Genomic DNA, 26,098 nt, shown 5'->3' with positions numbered 1-26,098 from the left:
CTGTCAGAGTCGTGCCCATGACCCCATCCTTGCTGTTTGCCGTCCTCGCCTCCGGTTTCATCTACGGTATTACGCCTGGGCCGGGCGTGCTGGCCGTATTCGGCATCGGCGCCGCCCGTGGCCGACGTGCCGGAGCGGGTTTTCTATGCGGGCACTTGCTCGGCGACGTGGTGTGGTGCAGCACCGCGCTGATCGCGATTGTGGGCGCGCGCGAAGTCGGCAGCCGTGCATTTGATGTACTGGGTGTGCTCAGCGGGTTGTACCTGTTCTGGCTTGGCTGGCGCGCGATCCGCACCCAGCACCGCAGCAGTGATACGCCCCAGGGCGCCGCGCGGCATCCGTTCTGGCACGGCATCCTGTTCGGCCTGACCAACCCCAAGGCCTACCCGGTGGCCGTGGCGACGTTTACTGCGTTGCTGTCCAGCCGTGCCGAACTGCTGACCTGGGCGATGCTGCCTTCGTTGATCTTTCTCAGCTTTGTCGGCGGCCTGCTGGCCTACGCGATCCTGATCGGCGTGGTCGGTGCCCGGCGGGTGCGTACCGTGTATCAGCGGCATGAAATCCTGATCACCCGACTCTGTGGCGTGATGTTCATCGGCTTTGCCATCAACGCCCTGGCCCATGCATTGCCGGGGCTGTTTGGCAGCAAACCGGCCTGAGGCGGCAGCGACCGTTCGTCGTACTGGCGAGTTTTTTCTAAACCTTTGCCGCCGTAAAAATTCGAATCCAGGGCGGGGTGTAGTCCCCGCACCCATTTTTGCCCTGGAGGAACCCATCATGAGCCGCATGGCTATCCGGTTACGCACCGCCAGTTTCGCGATGCTGCTGGGCCTCGGCGCCAGCAATGCTTTCGCCCAGTCGCCTGCCGAATTCATCGAGCAGGCTTCGGCCAAAGGTATGGCCGATATCGAAACCAGTCGCATGGCCCACGCCAAGACCTCGTCCCAGGAAATCAAGGACTACACCATCGAGGTGATCAACGAGCGCACCCTGGCCAACCAGCATCTGGCCGCCATTGCCAAGAAGCTCGACCTGCCGGTGGCGCCGCGCGAGAAGATCGTCGACAAGGCCGAGACCTTGATGCCTGAACTCAAGGACGGCGACTCGTTCGACGCCGCCTACACCGCCCAGCAGGTCAAGGAAAACGAAGACGCCATCGCCCTGTTCAAACAGGAAGGCGCAGCGTCGGATGTGCCGGAAATCAAGGCATTGGTGGATGAGACTCTGCCCAAGTTGGAAGAGCGCCTGCAAAAAGCCCGTGCCCTGGCATCGACCTACGGTAAAGGTCATCAAGGCGACGGCTGAAACTCTCGCCAGTAGCAAAAACGGCGGTTGGAGCACATCCAACCGCCGTTTTTTTATGCCTGGTTCAAATCGGTTTTATTTGGCACCGCATCGTCGACGGCTTCGCCGCAACTGCTATTGAGCGTGACGCTGCCGGTGGCGCCGATGCTGCGGTATTCCTTGCGCAGTTTTTCCAGCTCCTTGCGGTCCAGCCCGTCCAGGCTCAGCACCGCGTTCTGCGCATCCTTGGACACACGCAGCAGTTCGTCGATCTTGATATGCAGGATGTCGTTGTCGCGGTTTTGCGTGTTCTGGATCAGAAACACCATCAGGAAGGTGATGATGGTGGTCGAGGTGTTGATGATCAGTTGCCAGGTGTCGTTGTAGTGGAAGTAGGGTCCGCTCAGGCTCCACAGGAAAATCAACGCGACGGCCGCGTAAAACGTCCGGGCACTGCCTGCCCAGCGGGACAGAGATTGGGAGACTGCGGAGAATTTCATGACCGTTTTCCTCAAGGGTGGGTGATGAAAATACTGACCGCAGGGATGCTCTGAAATTTCTTTTTACAATTGCTGGGCGTGACCGGAGGTATGCGCTTTTTTTACAAGTGTTTAGGAGGGGGCCTACGCCGCCCCTGCCGTGATGGGCGCGAGACTGGATTTTTATCCGGATATTGCTCATGCACGCTGATGTCGCCTGTGACCTGCCCATGCTCTACCACCGAACCGAGGACCACTATTTTGCCGCGACATGCTCGCTGCATCGCCGCCACAACGCCTGTATCAACGCTTATCTGACCGACGAAGCGTTGGACCCCTTTAACCTGTTATTCATCCGGGTCGGGAGTGGCCCCATGGGCGACGCGGTGGCCGCGATGCTGGACGTGATTCGCGGTACAACGCTGGATATACGCGTGGTGATCCATGAGGAAAAGGTCGAGGGGTTGCGTGACGTACTCACGGAGCTGGGCTTCCAGGCGGCTGAAGTTACCACCGCGATGGTGCTCGAACAGTCGCACCTTGTTCCGCCGACGAGCGACAGCGCCGTGCAGATCAGCCTGACGCAGCACTTGGATGACTGGGCAGCTCCGCTCGGCAATGCGTTTTCGATGCTGCCCGAAGGCCTCGCGCGCTATCAAGCCCGGCACGAACGGGCGCTTGAGGCGGGTGAGGCGCTTTACCACTTCACCTTGTCCAGCGAAGGGCAGGTGAGGTCTTCGTTAACGTTGTCGATGTGTGACGGGGAAGCGCGGCTGAATGATGTCGGCACGCTCATGGACTCTCGCGGACGAGGCTACGCCACCCAATTGATTCAAGCGGCCTTGCGTCACGCTACGAGCCTGGGTGCCGAACGGTGTTTTCTTGAAGCATCGACGCAGGGCCTACCGCTGTATCGAACGTTGCGCTTCACGCGCTTATTCGACTACCAGTCGTTTGTTCGTGGACCCCTCGCCGCGCCGTCATCAGAAGGCCATTTTGACTTGCCCGCGATCCTCGAGTCGTAACAGATACTGCTTGGCCTCAAGCCCCCCGGCAAAGCCGGTCAGCCCGCCTGACGCGCCAATGACGCGATGGCACGGTGCGATGATCGAGATGGGGTTACGACCATTGGCCGCCCCCACGGCACGCACGGCCTTTGGGTTGCCGATCTGTTGGGCGATCTGGCTGTAGCTGCGGGTTTCGCCGAAGGGGATGGTCAGCAGTGCCTGCCAGACCTGCCTCTGAAATTCAGTGCCGGCAAAGTCCAGCTCCAACTCGAATTGATGGCGCGTACCGGCGAAATATTCCGCCAGTTGACGCTTGGTTTCCAACAGCACCGGGCTGTCATTGGCTTCGTGCAAGGCGCCCAGGCGCACACGGTTGGCGCGCTCGCACTCCCACAGAATGGCACTGAGTTTGCCGTCGCGCGCCACCAGGGTGAGGACGCCGACAGGGGAGGGCATGAGGGTGTATTCGTAAGCCATGATCGAGCTCCTGGGTGGGCGGGTATGGGTTCAATCTAGCGCAGCCCGCGCCACTGAAAACTTCGTTTCTTGCGGTTGAATTCAGGCCGGTCAGTGCTCTTGCTGCAGCACTTTGAGCGCCGCCGACGCGAGGAAACCCGAGCGGCTTTTTTCCTCGGGGTGATGCAGCACGTATTCATCGATGCGGTTGAGCAAATAGCCCGGCAAGGTGATATTGAGCTTTTGCGCCTTGCCCAGGTACTTGGTGACGTCAATGTCCACCACCGCCCAGGTGCAGCCGGCGTACTGTGGGTTGGCTGCATGCACGGTGACTTTCTGCGCGCTGGGGATCGGTGCACCGTCTTCGGCAAGGATCTCGAAGTGTCCTTCAATGGCTTCACGCGCCATGGCCATGGCGTCATCGAGGTCGTCGCCTGCCGAGAAGCAGCCAGGAATATCCGGGACTTCCACGCCCCAGGCATGGTCTTGGTCGCCGGTTGAAATTGCGATGGGATACAGCATGTTCGTTGTCCTCCAGGGACGGCTTAACTCAGCAGAGCTTGTTTGAGAATGCTCTTGGCGGTCTTGTCCAGCAGGTCCTTCTTTGGATGAGGGATCGTTACCAGTCCCGGTTTGGTCGGGTGCCTGAAGTGATGATGACTGCCCCTGATGCGGACCAGATACCAGCCATCGGCAACGATGTGCCCCATCAAATATCGGCTATCCACAGCACCTCCTTGTGGTGTGTGTTGGTGGTGACTATAACCACGGAAAATAAATTATCAACACTATACCTACCAGCGGTCGGCGACCGGTATTTCGGTAGGCGGTATCTGGAGTGTATGACCGCGCAGGAAGGGCGTTTGGAAGAGGTATTGCGGGGTTTTGCGAATGCGTCAGCGAGACGGCATGACCTCTGCGATCACGGCGAGGAACGCGTCGACCAACACACTGTGTCTGTGTGTGGGGGTCAGCACCAGCAATTGTGCGCACGCATCCGCTTCCACCAAGGGTCGATAGGTGACGCCCTTGTTCATCAAGCTGCGGGTACACGCCGGCACCAGCGCGACCCCTTGCCCGGCCGCGACCAGCGCGATGATCGAGGTGATCTGTCGCCCGGTCGGCCCGGCACGCAGCGGCACGCCGTGGTGGCGGTAAAGTTGCTCGATGGACTGGTTCAGTCCCGAACCGTAGTCGGCGGGAAACAGGATCAGGGGGTAGGTGCTCAGTTGGGCCAGGCTGATGTGCGCTTGCTGGGCCAGCGGGCTGTCGCTGGACACTGCGGCCACCAACGGCTCCTGACCCAGCGACAGCGCCTGCACCTGCTCGTTTTGCGGCAACAACCGGCTCAGGCCGATATCCAGCCGCCCGTCCGCCACCTGCGCTCCGAGGCTGCCGGAAGCGCATTCCACCAGCGTCAATTGCACATCGGCAAAGCGCTGGGCAAAGGCCTGGATGGTCTGGCTGAACAAATCCGAGAGGGCAATCGAGCTGACGTAACCCAATGTCAGCTGCCCGGCAGTGCCCGCCGCGAGTTTGGTGGCGATCACCTGCGCGAGTTCCACCTGTTCGAGTACGCCCCGGGCGTAGGGCAAAAACGCGCGGCCCTGGGCAGTGAGGGTCACCGTTCGGCTGGTGCGATCAAACAGCTTGAACCCCAACTCGGTTTCCAGCGCCGAGATCTGCCGGGTCAACGGTGGCTGCGCCAAGTGCAGGCGCAAGGCGGCGCGGCCGAAGTGCAATTCTTCGGCGACCGTCAGAAAGTAACGCAGCTTGCGTAGGTCGAGCATCCTGATCCTTGGGTATTGATCGGTCGGAAATCGGTATTGGTCACGATCATGCCGCTCATTCTATAAAGGCGTTACAAAATAAAACGAGAGGTTTCATGAAACCGCGCCTGCATTGTGCCCGCCTTGCCCTGTTCCTGTGTGGCTGCGCGGCGTTTCTCAACCTCTATGCGACCCAGAGCATTCTGCAAACCTTTGCCGCGCAGTTTCATATCAGCGCCAAGGCGGCAGGGTGGAGCATCACCGTGACCACCCTGGCGGTGGCGATCACGGCCCCTTTCGTCAGCCGCCTGACCGGGCGTTTCGAGCAGCGCAGCGTGATCGCCGTGGCTGCGCTGTTGCTGGCGGTGCCGGCGTTGATGACAGCCTATGCCGACAGTTTCGCCGAAGTGTTGGTGTGGCGCTTTGTCGAGGGCATGTTGATTCCGGTGGTGTTCGCCACCAGCGTGGCTTATATCGGCGACCGCTGGAGTGGCGGCACAGTGACTGAAGTCACCAGCCTGTATGTCGCGGGCACCGTGTTGGGCGGGTTCGCCGGGCGCTTTGTCACCGGGGTGATGACCGAGTACGTGGGCTGGCGCGAAGCCTTTGAATTGCTCGCGGCCCTGAGTTTGATGGTCGGCGGGTTTATCCAGTTTCTACTACCACCCAACCGCGCGAGGACGGTCCCCGTCAAAGCCTCTTCATCGGGGGTGTTTCGCCTGCCTTTGCTCGCCGCTTACGCCGTAGGTTTCTGCGTGTTGTTCTCGCAAGTCGCGGCGTTTACCTACGCAGGTTTGCACCTTGGCTTACCGCCTTTCAATCTCGGGCCTGCAGCGTTGGGCACGCTGTATATGGTGTTCCTGTTGGCGTTGATCGTGATCCCCATCGCCGGGCGTCTCAGCAAAGCCCGTCCGCACACCGAGCTGCTGACGGTCGCTGCGGTGCTCGGCGTCAGTGGCTCGGCGCTGACCCTGACGTCGTCGCTGTGGTGCATCGTGGTGGGCCTGGCGCTCAGTTCCACCGGCGTGTTCCTCGCACAGGCCGCCGCGAATGCCTATATCAGCGCCACCGCCGATGGCAACAAGGCGCGCGCTGTGGGGCTGTATCTCACCTGTTACTACCTCGGCGGCAGTTGCGGCGCCATCGTGCCGGCCTTGATCTGGGAACGCTGGGGCTGGGCGGGCTGCGTGACGCTGATCATCGGTTTCCAATTACTGACGTTGCTGATCGCCCTGACCGGCTGGAAGCCGCCTAGACCCGAGCTGATTCCTACCTCATGAACGACACCGTCGCTGTGCCTGCGTCTGAAATATCCACTCGTCGTCGCGTGCTGTTCGCCGGTTGCAGCGCTCACGCCATCCACGATGGACTCACCGACGCCATCTACGTGCTGCTGCCTATCTGGCAGGCTCAGTTCGCCTTGTCCTACGCGCAGATCGGCCTTTTACGCGGGGCCTATTCCGGGATGATGGCGGTGTTCCAATTGCTGGCCAGCCGCGCCGCCAAACGTTGGGGCCGCGTACCGCTGCTGGTGGGGGGTACGGCGTTGGCAGGGTGTGCCTACCTGTTGGTGGGGCAGGCGACGGGATTGACGCTGTTGCTGGTGGCGCTGTTGCTGGGCGGCTTGGGCGCCAGCACTCAGCATCCGCTGGCATCCTCGATGATCACCGACGCCTATGAGGACGGGGGCGGGGTCAAGCAGGCGCTGTCCCAGTACAATTTCTCCGGCGACATCGGCAAAACCCTCATCCCAGGGCTGATCGGCCTGCTGCTTACCGTCATCAGTTGGCGAGCGAGCGCCACACTGCTGGGGCTGATCGGCCTGGCGGCGGCGGGGCTGTTGTGGTGGCTTATTCCTACTCAAGCCTGCGAATCCACCGTCAGCAAAAAAGCCAGGCCGCTCAAGGGCGTCGGCTCCGTCACTGGCCTGCGCGCATTGATCCTCACCGGTACGCTCGACAGTGCCGTGCGCATGGGCTTTCTCACGTTTCTACCGTTCCTGCTGCAAGCCAAGGGCGCCGGTACCGCCGGCATCGGCCTGGCGCTGACGATGCTGTTTATCGGTGGCGCCTTCGGCAAATTGCTGTGCGGTTACCTCGGTGCACGCATTGGCATGATGAAGACCGTATGGATCACCGAAACCAGCACTGCGCTGCTGATCGTTGCCGCCGTATACCTGCCGCTGACCGGGTTGATGGTGATGTTGCCGCTGCTGGGGTTGGCGCTCAATGGCACGTCTTCGGTGCTCTACGGCGCGGTGCCGGACCTGGCCGGCGCGGGCAAGCGCGAGCAGGCGTTTGCGCTGTTCTACACCGGCACGATCGGCGGCGGGGCGCTGGCACCGGTGGTGTTTGGCGGCGTGGGGGACGCGCTGGGTGTACCGGCGGCGGTGATGGTGCTGGCGGGAGTCTTGTGTGTGACGTTGCCGCTGGCGTGGGTAGTGCAGCGGGGAGTGGACAGGAACCAACGATGATCGCTTTTCGCAGGTGAAACTCAGTTCCGTCCTACGTCATGACCTGGGCCTCCTGGGTTGTAGCGTTCGCGCTTCATGAACGGATGAAGCCAGGATTCAAAGTGTCGCCGCCAGCGAAAACGGAATGCGCAACGCCCCGATCGGCCCTTCGCGCGTACCGCACATCTCGTCATGAACGCAGTGCTGCACCAGTACACACGGAAACGGTGGAACCCTTTGCAACACATCGCGCAAATGCGTGGTGGAGCCGATGCGCATCGGCTTGCCGCTATCGTCCAGTAACGTCATTTCGACGTCATCCAGTCTCACGCGAGCGATATAGAAACCGCCTTCCAGCGACAACAATTCCAGCTCACGTATTTCGCCTTTCCCAGCCAGTTCGGCCAGCTGTTGCAGATTCATGATTGAGCCTCGCTTCAGGGTCATTGGCGACGAAAGAACAAAGTGACCTGACCCCACTCGACACCAAACTTGGACATGCTCGAGCGGTTGATCAGGGTGTCCTCGTCCATCAGGTACATCCAGTCGTCAAAGCTGACTTCGTAGACGGAGCCATCCACCGGTAGGTTGAGACGGTAGCGCCAACGCAGTGCGTTGCCCGCCACCTCGCCGATAGCTTCGCCGACCACGTCTCCTGCTCGACCGCGCCAGCGTCCCGGGCCGTCCGGGGTCAGCGTCCAGATTCGTTGCTGACGCGTGCCGTCGCTGTAGAGAAACCGCTCGTCGAGAATCAACGCATCGCCCTCGCGCCGGCTGGCGATATTCACCTCAAAGCGCTTGGCGACTTCACCCGAACGCTTCTGGAAGATGCCCCAGGCTTTCACGGGCTTGCTGAAGAAACGCTCCAGGTCCAGCTGCGGTTGCTGGCGGGCATAGTGATCGACCCCCACGTTGCCGCAACTGCTCAAACTCAACACCAGCAACAATGAAATCCATAGACGCGTCATTGTCCGGCTCCATGAAGGTGCGCGGCGTAGTGCCATCGCTCAGGATTGATACTTGTACAAAAATATTGATTTGTACATGTTTGTGCGAGGCGACTGACGAGTAGCACAAATCCCACCCATAAAAAAACCGGCCACCAAGGACCGGTTTTTTTAGGCCTCCCCCGTCAGAACCATCCTGACGTGGGCGCAAAATCTGAGTGGAGCGGGTAGAGGGAATCGAACCCTCGTCGGAAGCTTGGGAAGCTACTGTTCTACCATTAAACTATACCCGCTCAGAGCGGCTGACTTTGTACCAGATGTGCGCCGGGATTTGAAGTTTTTCTTCGAAAAATGTGTGGGTTGCGTGCGCCAGGCGAGGCAGCAAACTGATCTCGGTGGGGCGCGAGCGTGCGTAAGGGCTGGGTTTGCCCGCGATAGATGGACCTTGGAGGTCAGGCTATCGCGGGCAAGCCAGTGCCTAGGCACGCTGGCGAGCGTGTTTCAGATGGCGAAGGCATGCTGGGTCTGGCCTTGGTGATAGCGCAATCGGTTGACCTGCCGCTCGGGTTTGAGAAAACCCACCACCGCCGCACGACTGTCCCGGCACGCCGCCTTGTGCTCCATGTCCAGGAAGTGCCCGGTCGCCTGGATGGTGCAGAAGCTGCTGTTCGTCACGTACTGCCCGAACTGCCTGGCGTCGTCGGCGCTGGTGTATTCGTCCCACTCGCCGTTCAAGAACAGCACCGGTACGTCGATCTGCCGTGCGGCCTTGAGGTAGCACAGGCGGTCACTGTGCAGCACCTGGCTGATGTGAAAATGCATCTGCCCGTACTCGTGCTCGGCCAGGCTGCTCACATGCTTGTAGTTGAAACGCTTGAACAGGGACGGCAAGTGTTTGCCGATGGTGCTGTTGACCAGGTGGCCGACGCTGTGGCGATCGAGGTTGCCGAGGTAGTCGACACCACGCTCTAGATAGTCGCGCATCGGCGCGTTGATCACCGGGGAGAACGAGCTGATCACGGCCTTTTCCACACGGCGCGGGCGGTGGGCGAGGGCGACCAGGGTCGCGGCGCCGCCCCAGGAAAAGGACAGCACGTGCTCGGCCGCGAAGTGGTCGATCAGTTCCAGCAGGATCTGGCCTTCGACTTCTTTGGTCAGCATGTGCTCATGGCGATTATGGATCTTGGAGCGACCGGCGTAGGGCTGGTCGTACAAAACCACGTTGAATTGCGGGTACAGGCTTTTCACGGTTTGGGCGAAGGATGCCGTTGTGGCCATGGAGCCGTTGACCAGGATGATGGTCTTTTCAGCAGCGTCCGCGCGATAGAACTCCGTGTAAACCCGATACTGACCCTGTATATCCAGCACAGCGATTTCTGGCCTCATGTCGTAAGACTCCTGGCAAGCGGGTAGGGCGCGCAGATCACTCTGCACGAGCTTTGTGACAGGTAGGCATACGCCTGGAAAATGAGGGCCCATGTCGATCCGATGACGGTTGGCCGACGGGTGTTGTTATGGCGGGCTGTTTGCCTGGGAGGCCCGTAGATCAAGCGCGGGCGGGGCAAGGTGTTTCTTGGAGGTTATAGGCGACTCGCCAGTCATAATTTGGCTGACGGTTTGATTCAAGCAGTCGAGTGGCCAGCTCGCAAGCCGGCAGACAGGTTTTTTGCCATCACCGGCTGAACGGTCGTCAGACCTGCCGAATTTCTTCCTCGGACAGCGCCCGATACTCGCCCGGCGCCAGGCTCAGGTCCAACACCAACGGGCCCATCCGCTCCCGGTGCAAGCCCGTCACTTTGTTGTTGAAATGCCCGAACATGCGCTTCACCTGGTGATAGCGGCCTTCGATGATGCTCAGGCGTGCGGTCCTGGGCCCCAGCAACTGCAGATCGGCGGGTTGCGTGGTCAGGTTTTCAAACGCNAAATACACGCCCGCCGTAAAGGTAGCCGCGTAGTGCGGGCCGATGTCCTGCTCGGTCTGCACGAGATAGACCTTGGGCAGCTTGGTCTGCGGTTGCGTCAGGCGCCGTGACCACTGGCCATCGTTGGTGATCAGCATCAGGCCCGTGGTGTTGAAATCCAGACGACCGGCGATGTGCAGCTCGTCTTTGTCCGGCTCATCCAACAGGTCCAGGACCGTGCGGTGTTGCGGGTCAGCGGTAGCGCTCACGCACCCCTGGGGTTTGTGCAGCATGAAGTAACGCGCTGCGCGGCCCGCCTGCAACACTTCAGCGTCCACGCACACGCGGCTGAATTCGCGTACTTCATGGTGAGGATCGCTGACGGCGACACCATCAACGCTGACACGCCGCTCGACCAGCAACACCCGCACTTGCTGGCGATTGAAACGCGGCAGATTGCTGAGGAAACGGTCAACGCGCATGGCGAATCTGTTCATCGACCTGCGCGCACCGCGGGCACAGGCAGGCCTTGTTGCGCAGTTCATCGGGCAGCGCTTCAAGTATCGCCGGGTCGATGGTGACGCTATAGCACCAGCAAGGCTGATCGGCGGTACGTGGGTCGGCCAGGGTGCAGTCGTTGCGGGCACCGCAGGCAGGGCAAAGGGTTGGCGTGGTCATGGTCGGTCGGGCAGGGCCTCGGAAGTCCCTGCACGATACAGCGCCGTTCAGTCGCGTTCCAGCACGACGACCCGCTGTCCGGCACCGATGCTGCTGCCCGGCTGTACTGGAATCTTGCGCACCACCCCGGCAAACGGCGCCAGCACCGGGATCTCCATTTTCATCGACTCCAGGACCACCAGCACATCGCCGGCCGCCACGCGCTCACCCGAGCTCACCTGGACTTGCCAGAGATTGCCGGCGATATGGCTGTCGATGCTGTACTCATTGGCTTGCAACGGTGTGTCCTGCGCCAGCGGCGGCGCTGACTCTTCACTGTCGAAATGCGCCTGGCCGCTGGCGATCCAGCGTTCGCGCTCGGCGTTGAAAGCGTGCTGCTGGTGCTCACGAAAGGCGTCGATCGTGGAGGCTTCCCGCGCGAGAAATGCCTGGTAATCCGCCAGGTTCAACGTGCTGTCTTCGATGCTCAGCTCAAAGCGCCCCAGGGGAAAGTCCCGCCGAATCTGCAGCAGTTCCTGCGCGCTCACCGGGTAGAAGCGAATCTGGTCGAAAAACCTTAGCAGCCATGGCTTGCCATCGAACGCCGCCACCTCTCGATAGCGGTTCCACATCTGCAGCGTGCGCCCGACAAACTGATAACCGCCGGGGCCTTCCATGCCGTACACGCACAAGTAGGCGCCGCCGATGCCCACCGAGTTCTCGGCGGTCCAGGTGCGCGCCGGGTTGTACTTGGTGGTCACCAGCCGGTGGCGCGGGTCGAGCGGCGTGGCCACTGGCGCGCCGAGGTAGACATCGCCCAGGCCCATGACCAGGTAGCTCGCCTCGAACACGGTGTGGCGCACTTCATCGAGGTTGGCCAGGTCGTTGATACGGCGGATGAACTCAAGGTTGCTCGGGCACCAGGGTGCGTCCTTGCGCACGGTGGTCATGTATTTTTCGATGGCCAGCTGGCACGCCGGGTCGTCCCAGGACAACGGCAAGTGCACGATGCGCGACGGCACCTGCAGGTTTTGCCGGGCGCACACGGCGCTCCACTCGCTGGCGATCAGTGCCAGCAGATCCGCCAGGGGCAGTTGTTCGGGCTGGTAGTGGATCTGCAGGGAGCGGATGCCCGGCGTCAGGTCGATGACGCCGTGCAGCGCACGGGCTTCGAAGGCTTGCATCAGGGCGTGGCCGCGAAAACGCAGGACCAGGTCCAACTCGGCGGCGCCGATTTCCAGCAGCAGATGGGTGTCGCCTGCGAGGCGGGCGACCAGGCGGGTGTCGCCCTCGCCGATATCCAGCACCACCGGCGACGTGTAGGCGCCCGGCGTGCCGGCGATGGCGGCGCCTTGGTCAGCCTGAAGCACCGAGTTGTCGGCATCGCTGGCAAGCTTGCTCCTGCAGACGCGGTTCTCGTTCATGGCCAGTTCACGGGCGGTCTTGAGGTCGACCGGCTCGAAGCGGACCTTGTCGCCTGCCTTGAGCTGCCCCAGTTGCCACAGGTCCGCCTCGATCACTGTCACCGGGCAGACGAAACCGCCGAGGCTCGGGCCATCCGGGCCGAGGATCACCGGCATGTCGCCGGTGAAATCCACCGCGCCAATGGCATAGGGATTGTCGTGGATATTCGACGGATGCAGCCCCGCCTCCCCGCCGTCCGTGCGTGCCCACGATGGCTTGGGCCCGATCAACCGCACGCCGGTACGGCTGGAGTTGAAATGCACTTCCCACGGCGTGGCAAAGAAGGTGTCGATGTACTCCGGCAGGAAATATTCCGGCGCGCCGTGGGGGCCGTAAATCACTCGCAGCGTGCGCACCTGCGGCAGCGGTTCGGCGAGGCACTGCTGGCCGGCACTCGCGTCCAGCAGCGGCGCCAGGTGCAACACATCCCCGGCGCGCAACGCCCGTCCACCATGGCCGCCGAACTGGCCGAGGGTGAAGGTACTTTTACTGCCCAGGTAGTCCGGTAGTTGCAGCCCGCCGCGCAGGCACAGGTAGCTGCGCGCGCCGGCGCCGGCGATGGTGCCAAGGCTCAACACCGCGCCGGCCTCGATCAGCAGCGCGGTGTTCATCGGCACCGGCTGTTCATTCAACAACAATGGAATGTCCGCGCCGGTCACCGCGACCACCGCCGCACAGTTGAAGCGCAGCAGCGGCCCGCTCATGGTGATTTCCAGCGCGGCGGCGCCGTCGTCATTGCCCAGCAGGCGATTGCCCCTGCGCAGCGCGCGGCTGTCCATCGGCCCTGACGGTGGCACGCCCACGGCCCAGTAACCGAGGCGGCCGGGATAGTCCTGCACGCTGGTTTGCGTGCCGGCGCTGAGCACCTCGAAGGTGTTGGCGACGTAGACCAGATCTTCCAGGCAACGCGTCCAGGGCCGGCCGCTGGCGAAGGGGGCGGCGAGCAGAATCTGGCGCAGGTAGTCGCGGTTGGTTTCCACCCCATACAGCTGGCTGTCGCTCAAGGCCTGGTGCAGGTCCAGGCGCGCCTGTTCGCGGGTCGGGGCCCAGGCGATCAGCTTGGCGATCATCGGGTCGAAGTACGGCGGGATCTCACACCCGGCCTCGACCCACGTGTCGATGCGCAGGCCATCGCCTGCGGGGAAGTCCACACAGGTCAACAGCCCTGGGCTCGGCTGGAAGTCGCGGCCGGGGTCCTCGGCGTACAGCCGCGCCTGGATCGCATGGCCCCGAGGTTTTACGTCCAACTCACTCAATGGCGGCAGTTCACCCGCCGCCAGTTGCACCATCCAGCGCACCAGGTCCACGCCCCACACCTGCTCGGTGACGCCGTGTTCCACTTGCAGGCGCGTGTTCACTTCAAGGAAGTAGAAGCGCCCGTCGGCGCTATCAAAGATAAATTCCACGGTGCCGGCGCTGCGGTAATTCACTGCCTTGGCGAGGGTGATGGCGGCTGCACACAAGGCCTCGGCCATGCCTTCGGGCAGATTCGGCGCCGGGGTTTCCTCGAGGACTTTCTGGTTGCGCCGCTGCACGGAACAGTCGCGCACGCCGAGGGCGATCACGTCACCTGCGCCGTCGCCGAACACCTGCACTTCAAGGTGACGCGCGTGCTCGATGTACTTCTCGATAAACACACCGGCGTCGCTGAAGTTGTTCTGGCCCAGGCGCTTGACCGCCTCGAACGACTCGCTCAACTGCGCCGCGCTGCGGCACACGCGCATGCCAATCCCGCCGCCGCCGGCGGTGCTTTTCAACATCACCGGGTAGCCGACGGTGTCGGCGGCCCGCAACGCAGCGTCGAGGCTGTCGAGCAGCTCGGTACCTTCCAGCAGCGGAATGTGCTGTTGCCTGGCCAGGGCGCGGGCAGTGTGCTTGAGACCGAACACGCGCAACTGTTCGGGCGTCGGCCCGACAAAGGCAATGCCTGCGTGTTCACAGGCTTGGGCAAACGCTGCGTTTTCCGACAGGAACCCGTAGCCCGGATGAATCGCCCTGGCACCGCAGGCCTTGGCGGTCGCGAGGATTTTTTCCACCGCCAGGTAGGTCGTGGCGGCGGCGCCTTCACCGAGGCTGTAGGCCTCGTCGGCGTGTTGGATATGCAGGCTCGCCGCATCGGCTTCGGCATAGATGGCGACGCCTTTGACCTGCAGTTCGCGCAAGGTGCGCAGGATGCGGCAGGCGATGGCGCCACGGTTGGCGATCAACAGTTTTTCGAACATGGCAAAACCCTGCGGGCCGTCCCGCAAAGTGAGGGAGCACTTCGGTCGTCCGAAATGCATGCGGTCAGTGTGGGAGCGGGCTTGCTCGCGAATGCGGTGTTTCAGTCAATGCATGTATCGCTGATACACCGCCTTCGCGAGCAAGCCCGCTCCCACATTTGATCTTCAGCGTTTGTGGAGGCACTGCCCGGCGCGGGCCTGGCACAGGGCAAACAACCATTGACGCAACCGGCTCATTTTCAATTCCATACCAGCAGCTCCGCAGGGGTGGGGTTGTAGGCGTTGCACGGGTTGTTCAATTGCGGGCAGTTGGAAATCAACACGATCACGTCCATCTCCGCGCGCAGGTCGACGTACTTGCCAGGGGCGGAAATCCCGTCTTCGAAGGTCAGCCCGCCGTCGGCGGTTACCGGCACGTTCATGAAGAAATTGATGTTCGGCCCGATGTCGCTTTTGCCCAGCCGGCCATCGTGGGCGCAGGCGCGCAGGTAGTTATCGCGGCAGCTGTGCATGTAGCGTTTTTCCAGGGCGTAGCGCACGGTGTTGCTCTCCTGGGCGCAGGCGCCGCCGAGGGTGTCGTGGCGCCCGCAGGTGTCTTCGACGATGGTCAGCATCGGCTGGCCGAGGTTGGAATACAGCACGCTGCCGGTACCCAGGTACACGCTGTTCTGGCGACGCAAGGTGCGTTGCACGTCGTAGCGCTCACGTGGGTTCTTGAGGCTGTAGAACAGCGTGTCGACGGCCTGGTTGCCCTCAAGGTCGAGGATGCGCAGGGTCTGCCCGGCCTTGACCTCCATCAGCCACGGCTCGCCGGCGGGGATGGTGGCGCGGTATACCGCTGCATCCGGTTGTTTCAGTGCGATAGACATGGCAGCTCCTCAGGCGAACAGACGGTCGGTGTTGATAAAGCCGCGCGCGTTTTCCGGGCGCGAAGTGCGGCAGTGTTCGGCGACGCTGGGGTCGGCGTTCATCCAGCTCAGTTTCAGTGGTTGTGGGGCGTAGTCAGGGTTGGGGTCCATCGGGTGTTGCAGTGCGGTGAGCACCACCAGGGTGTCCATCGGGGCGTAGAGTTCGATGTAGTCGCCGGCCTTGGAGTTGCCCGGCACGAAGTGCAGGCCGCCGTCGGCATCCACGCTGACGCGGCTGAACAGGTTGAGGGTCATCAGCAGGTCGGACAGGCCCAGGCCCCACTTGCCCAACTCCACCAGCAGGTTGTCGGTGCCGTTGCGGAAAAATCCGTTGCGCAGTTCCTGATAGCGGCCCTGGCCGTACTTCTCGGCGACTTCGGCGGCGCACAACACGCCGCCAATGCTGTCACTCCAGCCGCAGGTGTCGGCGGTGATGGCCGCCAGTACGCGGCCCATGTCCGAGTACAGGCAATGGCCGGTGGTGAGCTTGGCGGTGTGCTGGCATTTGAGGCTGTCGGGCAGGTTCAGGCGCTCGGTTTTTTCGTTGGCGTTGAGCAGGGTCAGGCTGACGTTGGCGCCGCCGCGAATATCCGTGAGACGCAGCAGTTGACCGCGCTTGAGCACGAACGAACGGTGACCACCACCGGGTAGCATTTCCTCGGCGAACGGCGGGAACAGCGGGTTGGAATCAGTCATTTGGAAAGAGCTCCAAGTTCGGCGGCGAGCGCCTTGCGACGCTCGCTGTTCAAAGGGATGTCGTAGGTGATACGGGCGCCATAGGCGCCGGGGGCGTGGGGATCGACGCGCACTTTGTCGAACACCAGCAGGCGCGTGCCGAGGCTGAAGCCTTCGCTCAGGTCGTGGGTGACCATGAACACAGTCAGGCGGGTTTCGCGCCACAGTTCCAGCAGCAGTTGGTGCATGTCTTTGCGAATGCCCGGGTCGAGGGCGCCGAAGGGTTCATCCAGCAGCAATACGCGCGGCTGCATGATCAGCGCCTGGGCGATGGCCAGGCGTTGTTGCATGCCACCGGAGAGCTGCGCCGGGTATTTGTCCAGCGCATGGCCGAGGCCGACCTTGTGCAGCAGTGCGCCCGCCTGTTCGCGGGCCTGCTGCCTGGCCTTGCCGAACAACCGGCCGAGCAGTGCTGAACGCGGCAGTTCCAGGCCCAGGGCGACGTTGTCGAGCACGCTCAGATGCGGGAACACCGAGTAGCGCTGGAACACCACGCCACGGCTGGCATCCGGCTCGGCAGCGAGCGGTTGGCCGTCCAGCAGGATCTGGCCTTTGCTCGCGGTTTCCTGGCCCAACAGCAGGCGCAGGAAGGTCGATTTACCGCACCCCGAGGTGCCTACCAGCGTGCAGAACTCGCCCTCGGCCACGTGCAGGTTGAGGCCTTCGAGCACCACCTGGTCGCCATAGCGCTGCCACACATTGTTGACGCTGATAAAGCTCATGCCCGCGCTCCTTCGTACCAGGGGAACGCGCGTCGGGTCAGGGCCTTGAGGCCCCAGTCCATCAGCCAGGCCAGCAAGGTGATCCACACCACGTACGGCAGGATCACGTCCATCGCCAGGTAGCGGCGCACCAGGAAGATGCGGTAGCCCAGGCCATCGGTGGAGGCGATGGCTTCGGCGGCAATCAGGAACAGCCAGGCCGAGCCCAACATCAAGCGCAGGGAGATCAGCAGGCGCGGCAGCAATTGCGGGAGTACCACGCGCAGCATCAGGGTCCAGGTAGAGGCGCCGAGGGTCTGCGCCTTGACCAGCAGCTCGACCGGAATCTCGCGCGCACGCTGCTCCAGGTCACGGGCCAGGGCCGGGGCGATGCCGATCACGATCAGCATCACCTTGGACAATTCCCCGAGCCCGAACACGATGAACAGAATCGGCAGGATCGCCAGCGGCGGCACCATCGACAGCACCGTCAGCAGCGGCGACAACGGTGCGCCAAACAGCGGCAGCGTGCCCGCGGCGATGCCCAGGCACAGGCCGGCGAGGGCGCTTATTCCCAAGCCGATGGCCAGGCGGCGCAGGCTCGACGCGCTGTCTTGCCAGAGCACGTATTCCCCGGTGCGCGCGTCGGCGCTGAACGCCAGGCGTTTCACCGCGTCGCTCATTTGCGCGGCGCTGGGCAGCAGCTTGTCGTTGGGATTTTCCGCCAGGCGCTCGGCCGAGCCCACGAAGTAGGCGAACAGCAGCAGGGCGAACGGCAGTATCACCAACAACAGGCGGCTGGAGCGTTCCGGATGACGGTTGATCAGGCGCATGGCCAGGTCCTCTTACAGCTTGCCGTCGGCGGCCATCTGTACGTAGCTGGGGTCGAAATGCAGCTTGAGGTTGGCGGTGTCGCCGCTGGTCACGCCGTTGGCGAAGCTCATGCCCACGGCGCTGGTGTCCTTGGCGCCTTCGCCGAGCAAACCGTGTTCAAACGAGAACTCGGCGACCTTGCGCATCGTCGCCGGCAGTTGCGCGCTGGTGGCGAACGCCAGGGCTTCCTTGGGCGTGGCAAACAGCTTGGTGGTGTCCAGTTGCGCCTGGAAACCCTTGAGGTCGGTGCCGGAAGCCTTGGCCATATGTTCCAGGGCCTCGGTGCTGGCGGCGCCCTTGGCGTTCATCAGTGCGACCACTTCAAACCAGGCGCCCGTCAGCGCCTTGCCGAGCTTGGGGTTGTCCTTGAGGGTCTGGGTGTTGACCACCATCATGTCCATGATTTCGCCGGGCACTTTGCTCGAGTCGAACACTTCGCTTACGCCGGGCTTGGCCTTGATCTCCGAGAGCATCGGGTTCCAGGTGGTGACGGCCTGCACCTGATCGGTGTTGAAGGCGGCAGCGATATCGGCGTCGGAGGTGTTGACCACCTTCAGGTCTTTTTCAGTCAGGTCTGCCGATTCCAGCGCACGGGCCAGCAGGTAGTGGGACACCGAGAGTTCCACCAGGTTGACGTTCATGCCCTTGAGATCAGCCACGGTCTTGCCCGTGCCCTTGATGATCACCCCGTCGTTGCCGTTGGAGAAATCGCTGACCACCAGCGCGGTGCTGTCCACGCCACCGGCGGCGGGGATGGTCAACGCGTCCATGTTGGTCATGGTGCAGCCATCGAACTGGCCGGCGGTGTACTGGTTGATGGATTCGACGTAGTCATTGAGCTGGACCATGTCGATGCTGATGCCGTACTTCTTTGCCCATTTGTCGAGGATGCCTTGGCTGCCGGCATACTCCCAGGGCATCCAGCCGGCGTAGATCGTCCAGCAGACGCTGAAGTGGTCTTTGGTGGCGGCCTGGGCCGGCAGGCTCAGAACGGCGGCGAACGCGGCGGCGAGGAGGGCGGGTAAACGGATTGAGGGCATGGGCTTCTCCAGTTGATCAAGGGCGAGCAGGAGCAACGCGGCACCGCGAACGGTGGCTTGTCTCCCGGGCTTTTATCCCGCCGTGTAACCTCAACTGGAGGTCGCCAACTCTCGGACCAGCCACTCGCTTGTGGCGAGCCGGAACCCTAGTCGGCCATTGCAAATTGTGGTGCCGCGAACCTGTGATGAATCCTGCACGGCAGATGCAAAGCGAGGTTCGTGCCAAGTGCGCCGGGGCCCGGCTGTGCAGGCGGCCCGGCGAGGAGGGAGGTTAAAGGCAAAGGCAGCGTGCGCCACGCGGGTGCGTCGGCGCACTGCAATGAGGCGCTTACAGCTGGAACTTGCTGACCAGCACGTTGAACGAAGTGGCCAGCCGTGACAGGTCCTGGCTGGAGGCGTTGGTCTGGTGCGCGCCGGCGGCGGTCTGGGTCGACAGGTCCTGGATGTTGAGCAGGTTGCGGTCGACTTCGCGGGCCACCTGGGCCTGCTCCTCGGAAGCCGAGGCGATCACCAGGTTGCGCTCGTTGATCATCGCCACACTTGCGGTAATCCGCTGCAGCGCGTCGCCGGCGTTCTGCGCCAGGGCCTGGGTATTGTTGGCCCAGGTCAGGCTTTTGTTCATCGCGGCCACCGCGTCATCGGCGCCGACTTGCACTTCGCCAATCATCTTTTCGATGTCCACGGTCGAGGTCTGGGTGCGATGGGCCAGCGCGCGGACCTCATCGGCGACCACCGCAAAACCGCGACCTTGTTCACCCGCGCGGGCGGCCTCGATGGCGGCATTCAGGGCCAGCAGGTTGGTCTGGTCGGCGATGCCGCGGATCACATCGATGACCTTGCCAATCTCGCGCACCTGGCCGGCGAGGTCGGCCACCGATTGGGTGGAGTCGTTGATCTCGTCGACCATCGATGACATCCCGGACACGGCCTGCTCGACCTGCTGGCGGCCATCTTCAGCCTCGGTGGTGGCCTGGCGCGAGGCTTCTGAAGTCGACACCGCGTTGCTGGCCACTTCGTCGACTGCCGTCGTCATCTGATTCACGGCGGTGGCGGCTTGCTGGATTTCGTCGTTCTGGCGCGTCAGGCCGCGGCTGCTTTCGTCGGTGACCGCGCTCAGTTCCTCGGCAGCCGAGGCGAGCTGGTCGGCGGCGTTGGCGATTTCCACCAGGGTGCTTTTCAGGCCACCCTGCATATCGGCGAGTGCCATCAGCAGTTGCCCGGCTTCGTCGGTGCGCTCGGTGAGGATGGCTTGGGTCAGGTCGCCCTTGGCAATGCGTTGCGCACTTTCTACCGCCTGGGCGATGGGACGGGTGATCAGCCGCGTGATCAGCACGCCAATGATGATCGCAATGATAAAGGCCAGCACGATGCCGGCGATCATCCAGGTCAACGCACTGCTGCGCAGTTCATCGGCGGCGACGGCGCCTTCCTGGATCTGGCGGTTGTTGGAGTCGATCATCACGCGGATCAGGTCGCGGGCCTGGCGGAACAGTTCATTGTTGCTGCTGTTGAGCTGCGCGCGGGCCTGCTCGACCTGGCCGCCATCGAGCATGGCGATGATGCGTTCGGAATTGCTGACATAGGTCGGCCAGAGCTGGTCGAGCTTGTCGCCTGCTGCACGTTCGTCATCTTCCAGCGGCGTGGCGCGGTACGTGGCGTAGGCGGCCTGGCTGCGCTTGAGTTCGTTGCTGATGTCGTCGCGCACGCGGTTGCGGTCCTGCGCGGCGACGTCGCCCTTGCTGGCATCCAGCAGGCGGTACAAACCACGGTTATGCGCAACCAGGCCATTGAGGGTGGCGGCCGTGTTGCTGACGGACACCAGATTATTGGAGAACGTCAGCTCCAGCGCACTCGCCAATCGCACGACGCTTTTGATCCCCAGCAGGCCGACCCCGAGGGTGACCAGCGCGCACAGTAGAAATGACAGCAGCAGCTTGGTGGAAATTTTCATGGCTCGAATCCGCAGATGTTGGCGAAGGGCGCACACTAGAGCCTTCCTGGCGTTGTGCGATGTCATAGTGACATCATCGCAATCGACAAAGTTTCGAGCCAGATAAATTTACTGAATCGTTAAAGCTTCGAGCAGACTAAACACGCTCTCCCCATGCAGCCATACGGCCCTTCAAGCCACCGGCATTGATGTATCAAGTTGTTACCAGAACGCACCAGATTCTGTTTTTGATGTCAGATATTTCGTCATTCGTTGAAAGATGAATGCCGCCCTCCAGCGTCGCTGGAGGAGCTCTTCCGCGGTCCAGGAGGCCGCCATGTATCGACGATTGCTACTCAGTGCGTTACTCGGTCTTACGCTTTCTGCGTGTGTGCCTTACTACGATGGAGGCCAGAGCTATTACCGCTCCGAGGTCTACACCGCACCGGCGCCGGTGTATTACTACGGCGGTGGCCCGACGTACCAATACCGTCGTGACTACTACCCCGCACCGCGTTATTACGCCCCTCCACCGCGTTATTACTCCGCACCGCGCTATTACGCGCCGGCGCCTCGCTACTACCCGGCAGGCCCGAGGGCGGGCTACCGGCCTTACCCGAATCAGGGCTGGGGTGATCACGGCGGTAATGGCGGGCATGGACGTGGAGGTGATCACGGCGGCGGCCGTGGCGGTCACCGTTGATCGATCAAATACGCAAACGGCGCAGGAAGCGCCGTTTTTTTATGCCTGTAAACCCTCAGTAATCCGACAGATCCGCCAGCGGGTGCCGGCCTTCCCAGGCCTTGTTGAAATGCGCCTGCACCACGGCGTCGGGGATCGTGTTGATATCCGGCCAATGCCAGTGGGGTGTCTGGTCCTTGTCGATCAACCGCGCGCGCACCCCTTCGCTGAACTCCGGATGACGGCAGCAATTGAGGCTCAGGGTGTATTCCATCTGGAACACCTCGGCCAGCGACAGATGGCGAGCACGCTGGATCTGCTCCCACACCAGGTGCGCGGTCAGCGGGCAGCCTTCGCTCAAGGTCTTGCCGGCGCGGCTGAACAGTGGGTCGGCGTGCTCGCGCAGCGGGCTCAAGGCGCGCCAGGCACAGCGCACGTCGCCGACATCCAGCAATGCATCGATCTGCGCCCGGCGCGGCAGCCATTGGGCTTCGGGTTGCTGGTCGACGGCTTCCTGGGCCAGGGCCTTGAGCAGGCTGTTGAGTTGCATCGAGGTTTGTTCCTGCCAGTTCAGTTGCAGCAGGCCATCGAGCAGTTCGTCCTGTTGATCGTCGCGCAGGAAACGGTCGGCCAGGCCCAGGTCGAGGGCATCACGACCATTGATGTGCGCGCCGGTGAGGCCCAGGAACAGGCCAAGTTTGCCCGGCAGGCGCGACAGGAACCAACTGGCGCCCACATCCGGGTAGAGGCCGATGCTGATCTCGGGCATGGCCAGGCGGCTGCTCGGCGTGACGATGCGCACCGCCGCGCTCTGCAGCAGGCCCATGCCGCCGCCCAGCACGTAGCCGTGGCCCCAGCAGATCACCGGTTTGGGGTAGGTGTGCAGGCGGTAGTCGAGGCGGTATTCCGCCGCGAAGAACTGCGCAGCCAGGGCCGGCACTTCTCCTGGATGTTCACGGCAGGCCAGGGCCAGGCTGCGCACCTCGCCACCGGCGCAAAAAGCCTTGGGGCCGTTGCCGCGCAGCAGTACGCAGACGATGTTCGGGTCTTTGGCCCAGGCATCCAGGCGGTCGGCCAGGGCCAGGATCATTGGCAGGGAGAGGGCGTTGAGGGACTTTTCAGCGTCCAGGCTGGCGATGCCGATGCGGGCACCGTCGCTGCCGGTCAGCTCTTCGAAGTGCAGGTTCATCGTGACCTCAATCGAGAAAGTGAAGGTTCAGTATGATCGCTTCGTGGGAAAGTGCCGATGGTGTGTCAGATCAATTGACAAGCGGGGTCGGCTTTCCTAGGGTTCGCCCATTCTTTTTCAGGCGACGACCACACCATGACCGAAGGCGACCGTATCAAACTCGAACCCAGCTGGAAACACGCCCTGCGCGATGAGTTCGAGAAGCCCTACATGGCCGAGTTGCGCGAGTTCCTGCGCCAGGAACATGCCGCCGGCAAAGAGATCTATCCACCTGGCCCGCTGATTTTCAACGCGCTCAATTCAACCCCGCTGGACAAGGTCAAGGTGGTGATCCTCGGCCAGGACCCGTACCACGGTCCCGGCCAGGCTCATGGTTTGTGCTTCTCGGTGCAGCCGGGCGTGCCGACGCCACCGTCGTTGGTCAATATCTACAAAGAGCTCAAGCGCGACCTGAACATCGACATCCCCAACCACGGCTGCCTGCAGAGCTGGGCCGACCAGGGCGTGTTGCTGCTCAACACCACCATGACGGTGGAGCGCGCCAACGCCAATGCCCATGCGGGCAAGGGCTGGCAGTTCTTTACCGACCGGATTATCGAAGTGGTCAGCGAACACCAGCCGCACTTGGTGTTCCTGCTGTGGGGCGCGCATGCCCAGGGCAAGCAGAAGCTGGTCGATGCCACCAAGCACTTGGTGCTGACCTCAGTGCACCCGTCGCCGTTGTCGGCGTATCGCGGGTTTCTGGGCTGCGGGCATTTCAGCCGCACCAACAAGTTTCTTGAGCAAAATGGCGAGACGCCGATTGAATGGCGGTTGCCACCGCTCTAACCCTCGCCACCCCACTGCAGGCGCCGGCAAGCCGGCGCCTAGACACGGCGGTTCCAGTGCCGGAACAGCGGCTCCGCCAGGAACAGCACAAACAGCAAGCGCATCACCTGCATTGCCGTCACCAACGGCACCGACAGTTGCAGGGTCTCGGCCGTGAGGCTCATTTCGGCAATGCCGCCGGGCATCATGCCCAGGGTCAATGAGCGCAGGTCCAAATGGGTCAAGGCGCTCAAGCCCACTGCCGCCAACGTCGCCAGCGCCATGGTCAGGGCCGTGCCGATCAAGGTGCGGCCCATGAACGACGGCGCGCGGCGAAAAAACTGACGGTTGAAGTGGCAACCCAGGCCGCTGCCGATCAGCCATTGGCCCACCTGGCTGCCGCCGTCCGGCAGGCCGATATGCAGGTCCCACACCACGCTGGCCGTCGCACTCACCAGCAACGGGCCGAACAGCCACGGGTTCGGCTGGCGCAAGCGTTGCCATCCCCAGGCCACCAACGCCCCGAGCGGAAACAACAACGCCAGCCATGCCCAACTGACCGGCGCCGGATGAAACTGCGGCGCGCCGCCTTCAAGCAGGTACTTGAAGATTGCCGGCACGCACAGCACCACCACCAGCACGCGCAAACTCTGCCCCGCCGCGACCCGACTGAGCACCGCGCCATTGCGTGCGCCGAGGTTGACCATCTCTCCGGAGCCGCCCGGCATGCTCGAGAAAAACGCGGTGGCGCGGTCTTCGCCACTGCGGCGCATCAACCACACGCCGACGATGCTCGACAGGCTGGTGACCAGCGCGCCGAAGAAGATCAGGCCGAAGTGGCTCATCACCTGCTCGATCACCACCGGGGTGAAGTGCAGGCCGATGCCGATCCCCACCACCCATTGGCCGCATTTGCGCCCGCCGGGAATTTCCGCCAATTGCCACGGCGTGAGGCACCGCACCAGGATGATCGCCAGTAACGAGCCGACCATGTACGGCAACGGCCAGCCAACCAGGCTGGCCAGGTAACCGCCGGCCAGGCCGACCAGCGGTGTTCCCCACCATTGCTTGAAGGTGACCTCAGACATCAGCCACGGCACGACGCTGCAGGGCACGTTTGCGGTAGATGCGCACCAGTGGGAAGGCCAGCATCAGCGCCGTCAGTACCCACACACCGAAGGTGATCGGGCTCGACCAGAGGATGTCCAGCGCACCGTTGGAGATCGACAGCGCGCGGCGCAGGTTTTGCTCCATCAGGCCACCGAGGATAAAGCCCAGCAGTACCGGCGACAGCGGGAAGTCCAGCTTGCGCAGGATGTAGCCGAAGATGCCGATGCCAACCATCAGGAACAGGTCGAAGGTGGTGGCGTGGACCGCGTACACACCAATCGCGGTGATGATCGCGATCACCGGCACCAGCGCCCAGTTCGGCACGGCGAGGATGCGCGTGAAAATGCGGATCATCGGAATGTTGAGGATCACCAGCATGATGTTGGCGATGAACAACGAGGCGATCAGGCCCCAGACGATGTCCGGTTGCTGTTGGAACAGCAGCGGGCCCGGCGTGATGTTGTACAACGACAAGGCGCCTATCATCACCGCCGTGGTGCCCGAACCCGGCACACCCAGGGTCAGCATCGGCACCAGCGCGCCGCAGGCGGAAGCGCCGATCGCGGTTTCCGGGGCGGCCAGGCCGCGCATGTCGCCCTGGCCAAATTTGCCGCTGGCACCGGCCAGGCGTTTCTCGGTCATGTAGGCCACGGCCGAGGCCAAGGTCGCGCCGGCACCTGGCAGTACGCCCATGATGAAACCGAGCAGGCCGCAGCGGATGTTTACTACAAACACCGCAGACGCTTCCTTCAGGTTGAACATCATCCGTCCGGTGGCCTTGACTGCTTCCTGGCCACGGTGGGTTTTTTCCAGCAACAACAGGATCTCGCTGATGGAGAACAAGCCCAGCACCAGCACGACGAACTGGATGCCGTCGGTCAGGTGGATGTTATCGCCGGTAAAACGGTAGACGCCGCTGTTGGCATCAATGCCCACCGCCGAGAGAAACAGGCCGATCAGCGCCGCAACGAAGGTCTTCAGCGGTTTGTCGCCGGCCATGCCGCCCAGGCAGACAATCGCGAACACCATCAGCACGAAATACTCCGCCGGACCGAAGGCAATCGCCCATTTGGCCAGCAGCGGTGCAAACAGCACCATGCCGCAGGTGGCGATAAACGCGCCGATGAACGAACTCCATGCCGACAACGACAGTGCCACACCGGCCAGGCCTTTGCGGGCCATCGGGTAGCCGTCGAGGGTGGTCATCACGGTGGACGCTTCGCCCGGGATGTTCAGCAGGATCGAGCTGATACGGCCGCCGTATTCGCAACCCAGGTACACCGCGGCGAGCAGGATCAGCGCCGATTCCGGCGGCAGGCCCAGCGCGAAAGCGATCGGGATCAACAACGCCACGCCGTTGATCGGGCCCAAGCCCGGCAACAGGCCGACCACGGTGCCGATCAAGGTGCCGCACAGCGCGGTCACCAGGTTGTAGGGGGACAGCGCAACGCCGAAGCCCTGGCCCAAATAGCCAAAAGTATCCAT

The 26,098-nt window shown here is 62.7% G+C and carries 27 protein-coding genes, 1 tRNA gene and 1 riboswitch; of the genes, 7 read left to right on the top strand and 21 right to left on the bottom strand.

Annotated elements, in window-relative coordinates:
* Window positions 1-17: 17 nt before the first annotated feature.
* Both BBG20_RS00595 and BBG20_RS00590 read left to right on the top strand, forming a co-directional pair.
* Window positions 18-659: a LysE family translocator gene (locus BBG20_RS00595; RefSeq protein ID WP_065899437.1), complete on the top strand. Its 642-nt coding sequence runs from the start codon at window positions 18-20 to the stop codon at window positions 657-659.
* A 118-nt stretch (window positions 660-777) separates the two neighbouring features.
* Window positions 778-1,305 (top strand): DUF4142 domain-containing protein, encoded by a 528-nt coding sequence (locus BBG20_RS00590; protein WP_016975135.1) that lies wholly within the window; start codon window positions 778-780, stop codon window positions 1,303-1,305.
* Window positions 1,306-1,358: 53 nt separating this feature from the next.
* Here the strand turns inward: BBG20_RS00590 and BBG20_RS00585 are convergent, their stop codons facing one another.
* Window positions 1,359-1,784: a low affinity iron permease family protein gene (locus tag BBG20_RS00585; RefSeq protein WP_065899436.1), complete on the bottom strand. Its 426-nt coding sequence runs from the start codon at window positions 1,782-1,784 to the stop codon at window positions 1,359-1,361.
* Window positions 1,785-1,963: 179 nt separating this feature from the next.
* Here BBG20_RS00585 and BBG20_RS00580 point away from each other — a divergent pair, with 179 nt between their 5' ends.
* Window positions 1,964-2,788: a GNAT family N-acetyltransferase gene (locus BBG20_RS00580; protein ID WP_065899435.1), complete on the top strand. Its 825-nt coding sequence runs from the start codon at window positions 1,964-1,966 to the stop codon at window positions 2,786-2,788.
* Here the strand turns inward: BBG20_RS00580 and BBG20_RS00575 are convergent.
* From BBG20_RS00575 to BBG20_RS00560, 4 genes are all read right to left on the bottom strand, one after another.
* On the bottom strand, window positions 2,747-3,247 hold the full coding sequence (locus tag BBG20_RS00575) for a methylated-DNA--[protein]-cysteine S-methyltransferase (protein ID WP_065899434.1): 501 nt from the start codon (window positions 3,245-3,247) through the stop codon (window positions 2,747-2,749). The two genes, BBG20_RS00580 and BBG20_RS00575, sit on opposite strands and share 42 nt — an antisense overlap.
* Window positions 3,248-3,337: 90 nt before the next feature.
* The gene (locus BBG20_RS00570) at window positions 3,338-3,748 is read right to left on the bottom strand and encodes a type II toxin-antitoxin system HicB family antitoxin (protein ID WP_065899433.1); all 411 of its coding nucleotides are present in this window, start codon (window positions 3,746-3,748) and stop codon (window positions 3,338-3,340) included.
* Window positions 3,749-3,771: 23 nt separating this feature from the next.
* Window positions 3,772-3,954: a type II toxin-antitoxin system HicA family toxin gene (locus BBG20_RS00565; RefSeq protein WP_065899432.1), complete on the bottom strand. Its 183-nt coding sequence runs from the start codon at window positions 3,952-3,954 to the stop codon at window positions 3,772-3,774.
* A 168-nt stretch (window positions 3,955-4,122) separates the two neighbouring features.
* Window positions 4,123-5,016, bottom strand: coding sequence for a LysR family transcriptional regulator (locus BBG20_RS00560; protein ID WP_065899431.1), 894 nt, complete (start codon window positions 5,014-5,016; stop codon window positions 4,123-4,125).
* A gap of 95 nt (window positions 5,017-5,111) precedes the next feature.
* Here BBG20_RS00560 and BBG20_RS00555 point away from each other — a divergent pair, with 95 nt between their 5' ends.
* Both BBG20_RS00555 and BBG20_RS00550 read left to right on the top strand, forming a co-directional pair.
* Window positions 5,112-6,275: an MFS transporter gene (locus BBG20_RS00555; protein ID WP_065899430.1), complete on the top strand. Its 1,164-nt coding sequence runs from the start codon at window positions 5,112-5,114 to the stop codon at window positions 6,273-6,275.
* Complete coding sequence (locus BBG20_RS00550) at window positions 6,272-7,468, top strand: MFS transporter (RefSeq protein ID WP_065899429.1); 1,197 nt, start codon at window positions 6,272-6,274, stop codon at window positions 7,466-7,468. Before BBG20_RS00555 ends, BBG20_RS00550 begins: the two co-directional genes overlap by 4 nt.
* A 96-nt stretch (window positions 7,469-7,564) precedes the next feature.
* Here the strand turns inward: BBG20_RS00550 and BBG20_RS00545 are convergent, their stop codons facing one another.
* The 13 genes from BBG20_RS00545 to BBG20_RS00485 all read right to left on the bottom strand — a co-directional run bounded on the left by BBG20_RS00545 (window position 7,565) and on the right by BBG20_RS00485 (window position 20,846).
* Window positions 7,565-7,870: a DUF6482 family protein gene (locus BBG20_RS00545; RefSeq protein ID WP_065899428.1), complete on the bottom strand. Its 306-nt coding sequence runs from the start codon at window positions 7,868-7,870 to the stop codon at window positions 7,565-7,567.
* A 20-nt stretch (window positions 7,871-7,890) separates the two neighbouring features.
* A complete protein-coding gene (locus BBG20_RS00540) occupies window positions 7,891-8,415 on the bottom strand; it encodes a DUF3833 domain-containing protein (RefSeq protein ID WP_065899427.1) in 525 nt (174 codons plus the stop codon).
* A gap of 198 nt (window positions 8,416-8,613) precedes the next feature.
* Window positions 8,614-8,687 (bottom strand) — tRNA-Gly (locus BBG20_RS00535).
* Window positions 8,688-8,895: 208 nt separating this feature from the next.
* Window positions 8,896-9,780: an alpha/beta fold hydrolase gene (locus BBG20_RS00530; protein WP_065899426.1), complete on the bottom strand. Its 885-nt coding sequence runs from the start codon at window positions 9,778-9,780 to the stop codon at window positions 8,896-8,898.
* Between the two features lie 304 nt (window positions 9,781-10,084).
* Window positions 10,085-10,777, bottom strand: coding sequence for a 16S rRNA pseudouridine(516) synthase (locus BBG20_RS00525; RefSeq protein WP_065899425.1), 693 nt, complete (start codon window positions 10,775-10,777; stop codon window positions 10,085-10,087).
* Window positions 10,767-10,973: a cysteine-rich CWC family protein gene (locus tag BBG20_RS00520; protein WP_065899424.1), complete on the bottom strand. Its 207-nt coding sequence runs from the start codon at window positions 10,971-10,973 to the stop codon at window positions 10,767-10,769. Before BBG20_RS00520 ends, BBG20_RS00525 begins: the two co-directional genes overlap by 11 nt.
* Window positions 10,974-11,020: 47 nt before the next feature.
* Complete coding sequence (gene uca / locus BBG20_RS00515; RefSeq protein WP_065899423.1) at window positions 11,021-14,638, bottom strand: urea carboxylase; 3,618 nt, start codon at window positions 14,636-14,638, stop codon at window positions 11,021-11,023.
* Window positions 14,639-14,877: 239 nt separating this feature from the next.
* A complete protein-coding gene (locus BBG20_RS00510) occupies window positions 14,878-15,507 on the bottom strand; it encodes an urea amidolyase associated protein UAAP2 (protein WP_065899422.1) in 630 nt (209 codons plus the stop codon).
* Window positions 15,508-15,516: 9 nt separating this feature from the next.
* Window positions 15,517-16,242, bottom strand: coding sequence for an urea amidolyase associated protein UAAP1 (locus BBG20_RS00505; protein WP_065899421.1), 726 nt, complete (start codon window positions 16,240-16,242; stop codon window positions 15,517-15,519).
* Window positions 16,239-17,003: an ABC transporter ATP-binding protein gene (locus BBG20_RS00500; RefSeq protein WP_065899420.1), complete on the bottom strand. Its 765-nt coding sequence runs from the start codon at window positions 17,001-17,003 to the stop codon at window positions 16,239-16,241. The genes BBG20_RS00505 and BBG20_RS00500 overlap by 4 nt, the downstream gene beginning before the upstream one ends.
* Window positions 17,000-17,815, bottom strand: a complete 816-nt coding sequence (locus tag BBG20_RS00495; RefSeq protein WP_065899419.1) for an ABC transporter permease — start codon at window positions 17,813-17,815, stop codon at window positions 17,000-17,002. Before BBG20_RS00495 ends, BBG20_RS00500 begins: the two co-directional genes overlap by 4 nt.
* A 12-nt stretch (window positions 17,816-17,827) precedes the next feature.
* Window positions 17,828-18,895: a putative urea ABC transporter substrate-binding protein gene (locus tag BBG20_RS00490; RefSeq protein ID WP_065899418.1), complete on the bottom strand. Its 1,068-nt coding sequence runs from the start codon at window positions 18,893-18,895 to the stop codon at window positions 17,828-17,830.
* A gap of 59 nt (window positions 18,896-18,954) precedes the next feature.
* Window positions 18,955-19,056: riboswitch (guanidine-I (ykkC/yxkD leader) on the bottom strand.
* 167 nt (window positions 19,057-19,223) lie between these two features.
* On the bottom strand, window positions 19,224-20,846 hold the full coding sequence (locus tag BBG20_RS00485; RefSeq protein ID WP_065899417.1) for a methyl-accepting chemotaxis protein: 1,623 nt from the start codon (window positions 20,844-20,846) through the stop codon (window positions 19,224-19,226).
* 316 nt (window positions 20,847-21,162) lie between these two features.
* Between BBG20_RS00485 and BBG20_RS31500 the strand changes: the two genes are divergently transcribed.
* Complete coding sequence (locus BBG20_RS31500; RefSeq protein WP_083221300.1) at window positions 21,163-21,528, top strand: hypothetical protein; 366 nt, start codon at window positions 21,163-21,165, stop codon at window positions 21,526-21,528.
* 55 nt (window positions 21,529-21,583) lie between these two features.
* Here BBG20_RS31500 and BBG20_RS00480 read toward each other — a convergent pair whose 3' ends face one another.
* The gene (locus tag BBG20_RS00480) at window positions 21,584-22,696 is read right to left on the bottom strand and encodes an enoyl-CoA hydratase/isomerase family protein (RefSeq protein ID WP_065899416.1); all 1,113 of its coding nucleotides are present in this window, start codon (window positions 22,694-22,696) and stop codon (window positions 21,584-21,586) included.
* A gap of 135 nt (window positions 22,697-22,831) precedes the next feature.
* Here BBG20_RS00480 and ung point away from each other — a divergent pair, with 135 nt between their 5' ends.
* Window positions 22,832-23,524 (top strand): uracil-DNA glycosylase, encoded by a 693-nt coding sequence (gene ung, locus BBG20_RS00475; protein ID WP_065899415.1) that lies wholly within the window; start codon window positions 22,832-22,834, stop codon window positions 23,522-23,524.
* Between the two features lie 38 nt (window positions 23,525-23,562).
* Here ung and BBG20_RS00470 read toward each other — a convergent pair whose 3' ends face one another.
* The gene (locus BBG20_RS00470; protein WP_065899414.1) at window positions 23,563-24,591 is read right to left on the bottom strand and encodes an AbrB family transcriptional regulator; all 1,029 of its coding nucleotides are present in this window, start codon (window positions 24,589-24,591) and stop codon (window positions 23,563-23,565) included.
* A complete protein-coding gene (locus BBG20_RS00465) occupies window positions 24,584-26,098 on the bottom strand; it encodes a tripartite tricarboxylate transporter permease (protein ID WP_065899413.1) in 1,515 nt (504 codons plus the stop codon). Before BBG20_RS00465 ends, BBG20_RS00470 begins: the two co-directional genes overlap by 8 nt.

Source organism: Pseudomonas aylmerensis, assembly GCF_001702265.1.
Classification (GTDB): Bacteria; Pseudomonadota; Gammaproteobacteria; order Pseudomonadales; family Pseudomonadaceae; genus Aquipseudomonas; species Aquipseudomonas aylmerensis.
Note: the sequence above shows the minus strand (reverse complement) of the source record. Positions and strands in the feature narration are given on the sequence as shown.

Bases quoted from the DNA above. Each gene is read 5' to 3' on its own strand.
- BBG20_RS00575 (WP_065899434.1), bottom strand. From the start codon at position 3,247: ATGGCTTACGAATACACCCTCATGCCCTCCCCTGTCGGCGTCCTCACC.
- BBG20_RS00550 (WP_065899429.1), top strand. From the start codon at position 6,272: ATGAACGACACCGTCGCTGTGCCTGCGTCTGAAATATCCACTCGTCGT.
- BBG20_RS00490 (WP_065899418.1), bottom strand. From the start codon at position 18,895: ATGCCCTCAATCCGTTTACCCGCCCTCCTCGCCGCCGCGTTCGCCGCC.
- BBG20_RS00500 (WP_065899420.1), bottom strand. From the start codon at position 17,003: ATGAGCTTTATCAGCGTCAACAATGTGTGGCAGCGCTATGGCGACCAG.
- BBG20_RS00555 (WP_065899430.1), top strand. From the start codon at position 5,112: ATGAAACCGCGCCTGCATTGTGCCCGCCTTGCCCTGTTCCTGTGTGGC.
- BBG20_RS00530 (WP_065899426.1), bottom strand. From the start codon at position 9,780: ATGAGGCCAGAAATCGCTGTGCTGGATATACAGGGTCAGTATCGGGTT.
- BBG20_RS00520 (WP_065899424.1), bottom strand. From the start codon at position 10,973: ATGACCACGCCAACCCTTTGCCCTGCCTGCGGTGCCCGCAACGACTGC.
- BBG20_RS31500 (WP_083221300.1), top strand. From the start codon at position 21,163: ATGTATCGACGATTGCTACTCAGTGCGTTACTCGGTCTTACGCTTTCT.
- BBG20_RS00485 (WP_065899417.1), bottom strand. From the start codon at position 20,846: ATGAAAATTTCCACCAAGCTGCTGCTGTCATTTCTACTGTGCGCGCTG.
- BBG20_RS00560 (WP_065899431.1), bottom strand. From the start codon at position 5,016: ATGCTCGACCTACGCAAGCTGCGTTACTTTCTGACGGTCGCCGAAGAA.
- BBG20_RS00580 (WP_065899435.1), top strand. From the start codon at position 1,964: ATGCACGCTGATGTCGCCTGTGACCTGCCCATGCTCTACCACCGAACC.
- BBG20_RS00585 (WP_065899436.1), bottom strand. From the start codon at position 1,784: ATGAAATTCTCCGCAGTCTCCCAATCTCTGTCCCGCTGGGCAGGCAGT.
- ung (WP_065899415.1), top strand. From the start codon at position 22,832: ATGACCGAAGGCGACCGTATCAAACTCGAACCCAGCTGGAAACACGCC.
- BBG20_RS00495 (WP_065899419.1), bottom strand. From the start codon at position 17,815: ATGCGCCTGATCAACCGTCATCCGGAACGCTCCAGCCGCCTGTTGTTG.
- uca (WP_065899423.1), bottom strand. From the start codon at position 14,638: ATGTTCGAAAAACTGTTGATCGCCAACCGTGGCGCCATCGCCTGCCGC.
- BBG20_RS00595 (WP_065899437.1), top strand. From the start codon at position 18: ATGACCCCATCCTTGCTGTTTGCCGTCCTCGCCTCCGGTTTCATCTAC.
- BBG20_RS00545 (WP_065899428.1), bottom strand. From the start codon at position 7,870: ATGAATCTGCAACAGCTGGCCGAACTGGCTGGGAAAGGCGAAATACGT.
- BBG20_RS00510 (WP_065899422.1), bottom strand. From the start codon at position 15,507: ATGTCTATCGCACTGAAACAACCGGATGCAGCGGTATACCGCGCCACC.
- BBG20_RS00480 (WP_065899416.1), bottom strand. From the start codon at position 22,696: ATGAACCTGCACTTCGAAGAGCTGACCGGCAGCGACGGTGCCCGCATC.
- BBG20_RS00465 (WP_065899413.1), bottom strand. From the start codon at position 26,098: ATGGATACTTTTGGCTATTTGGGCCAGGGCTTCGGCGTTGCGCTGTCC.
- BBG20_RS00590 (WP_016975135.1), top strand. From the start codon at position 778: ATGAGCCGCATGGCTATCCGGTTACGCACCGCCAGTTTCGCGATGCTG.
- BBG20_RS00470 (WP_065899414.1), bottom strand. From the start codon at position 24,591: ATGTCTGAGGTCACCTTCAAGCAATGGTGGGGAACACCGCTGGTCGGC.
- BBG20_RS00570 (WP_065899433.1), bottom strand. From the start codon at position 3,748: ATGCTGTATCCCATCGCAATTTCAACCGGCGACCAAGACCATGCCTGG.
- BBG20_RS00505 (WP_065899421.1), bottom strand. From the start codon at position 16,242: ATGACTGATTCCAACCCGCTGTTCCCGCCGTTCGCCGAGGAAATGCTA.
- BBG20_RS00540 (WP_065899427.1), bottom strand. From the start codon at position 8,415: ATGACGCGTCTATGGATTTCATTGTTGCTGGTGTTGAGTTTGAGCAGT.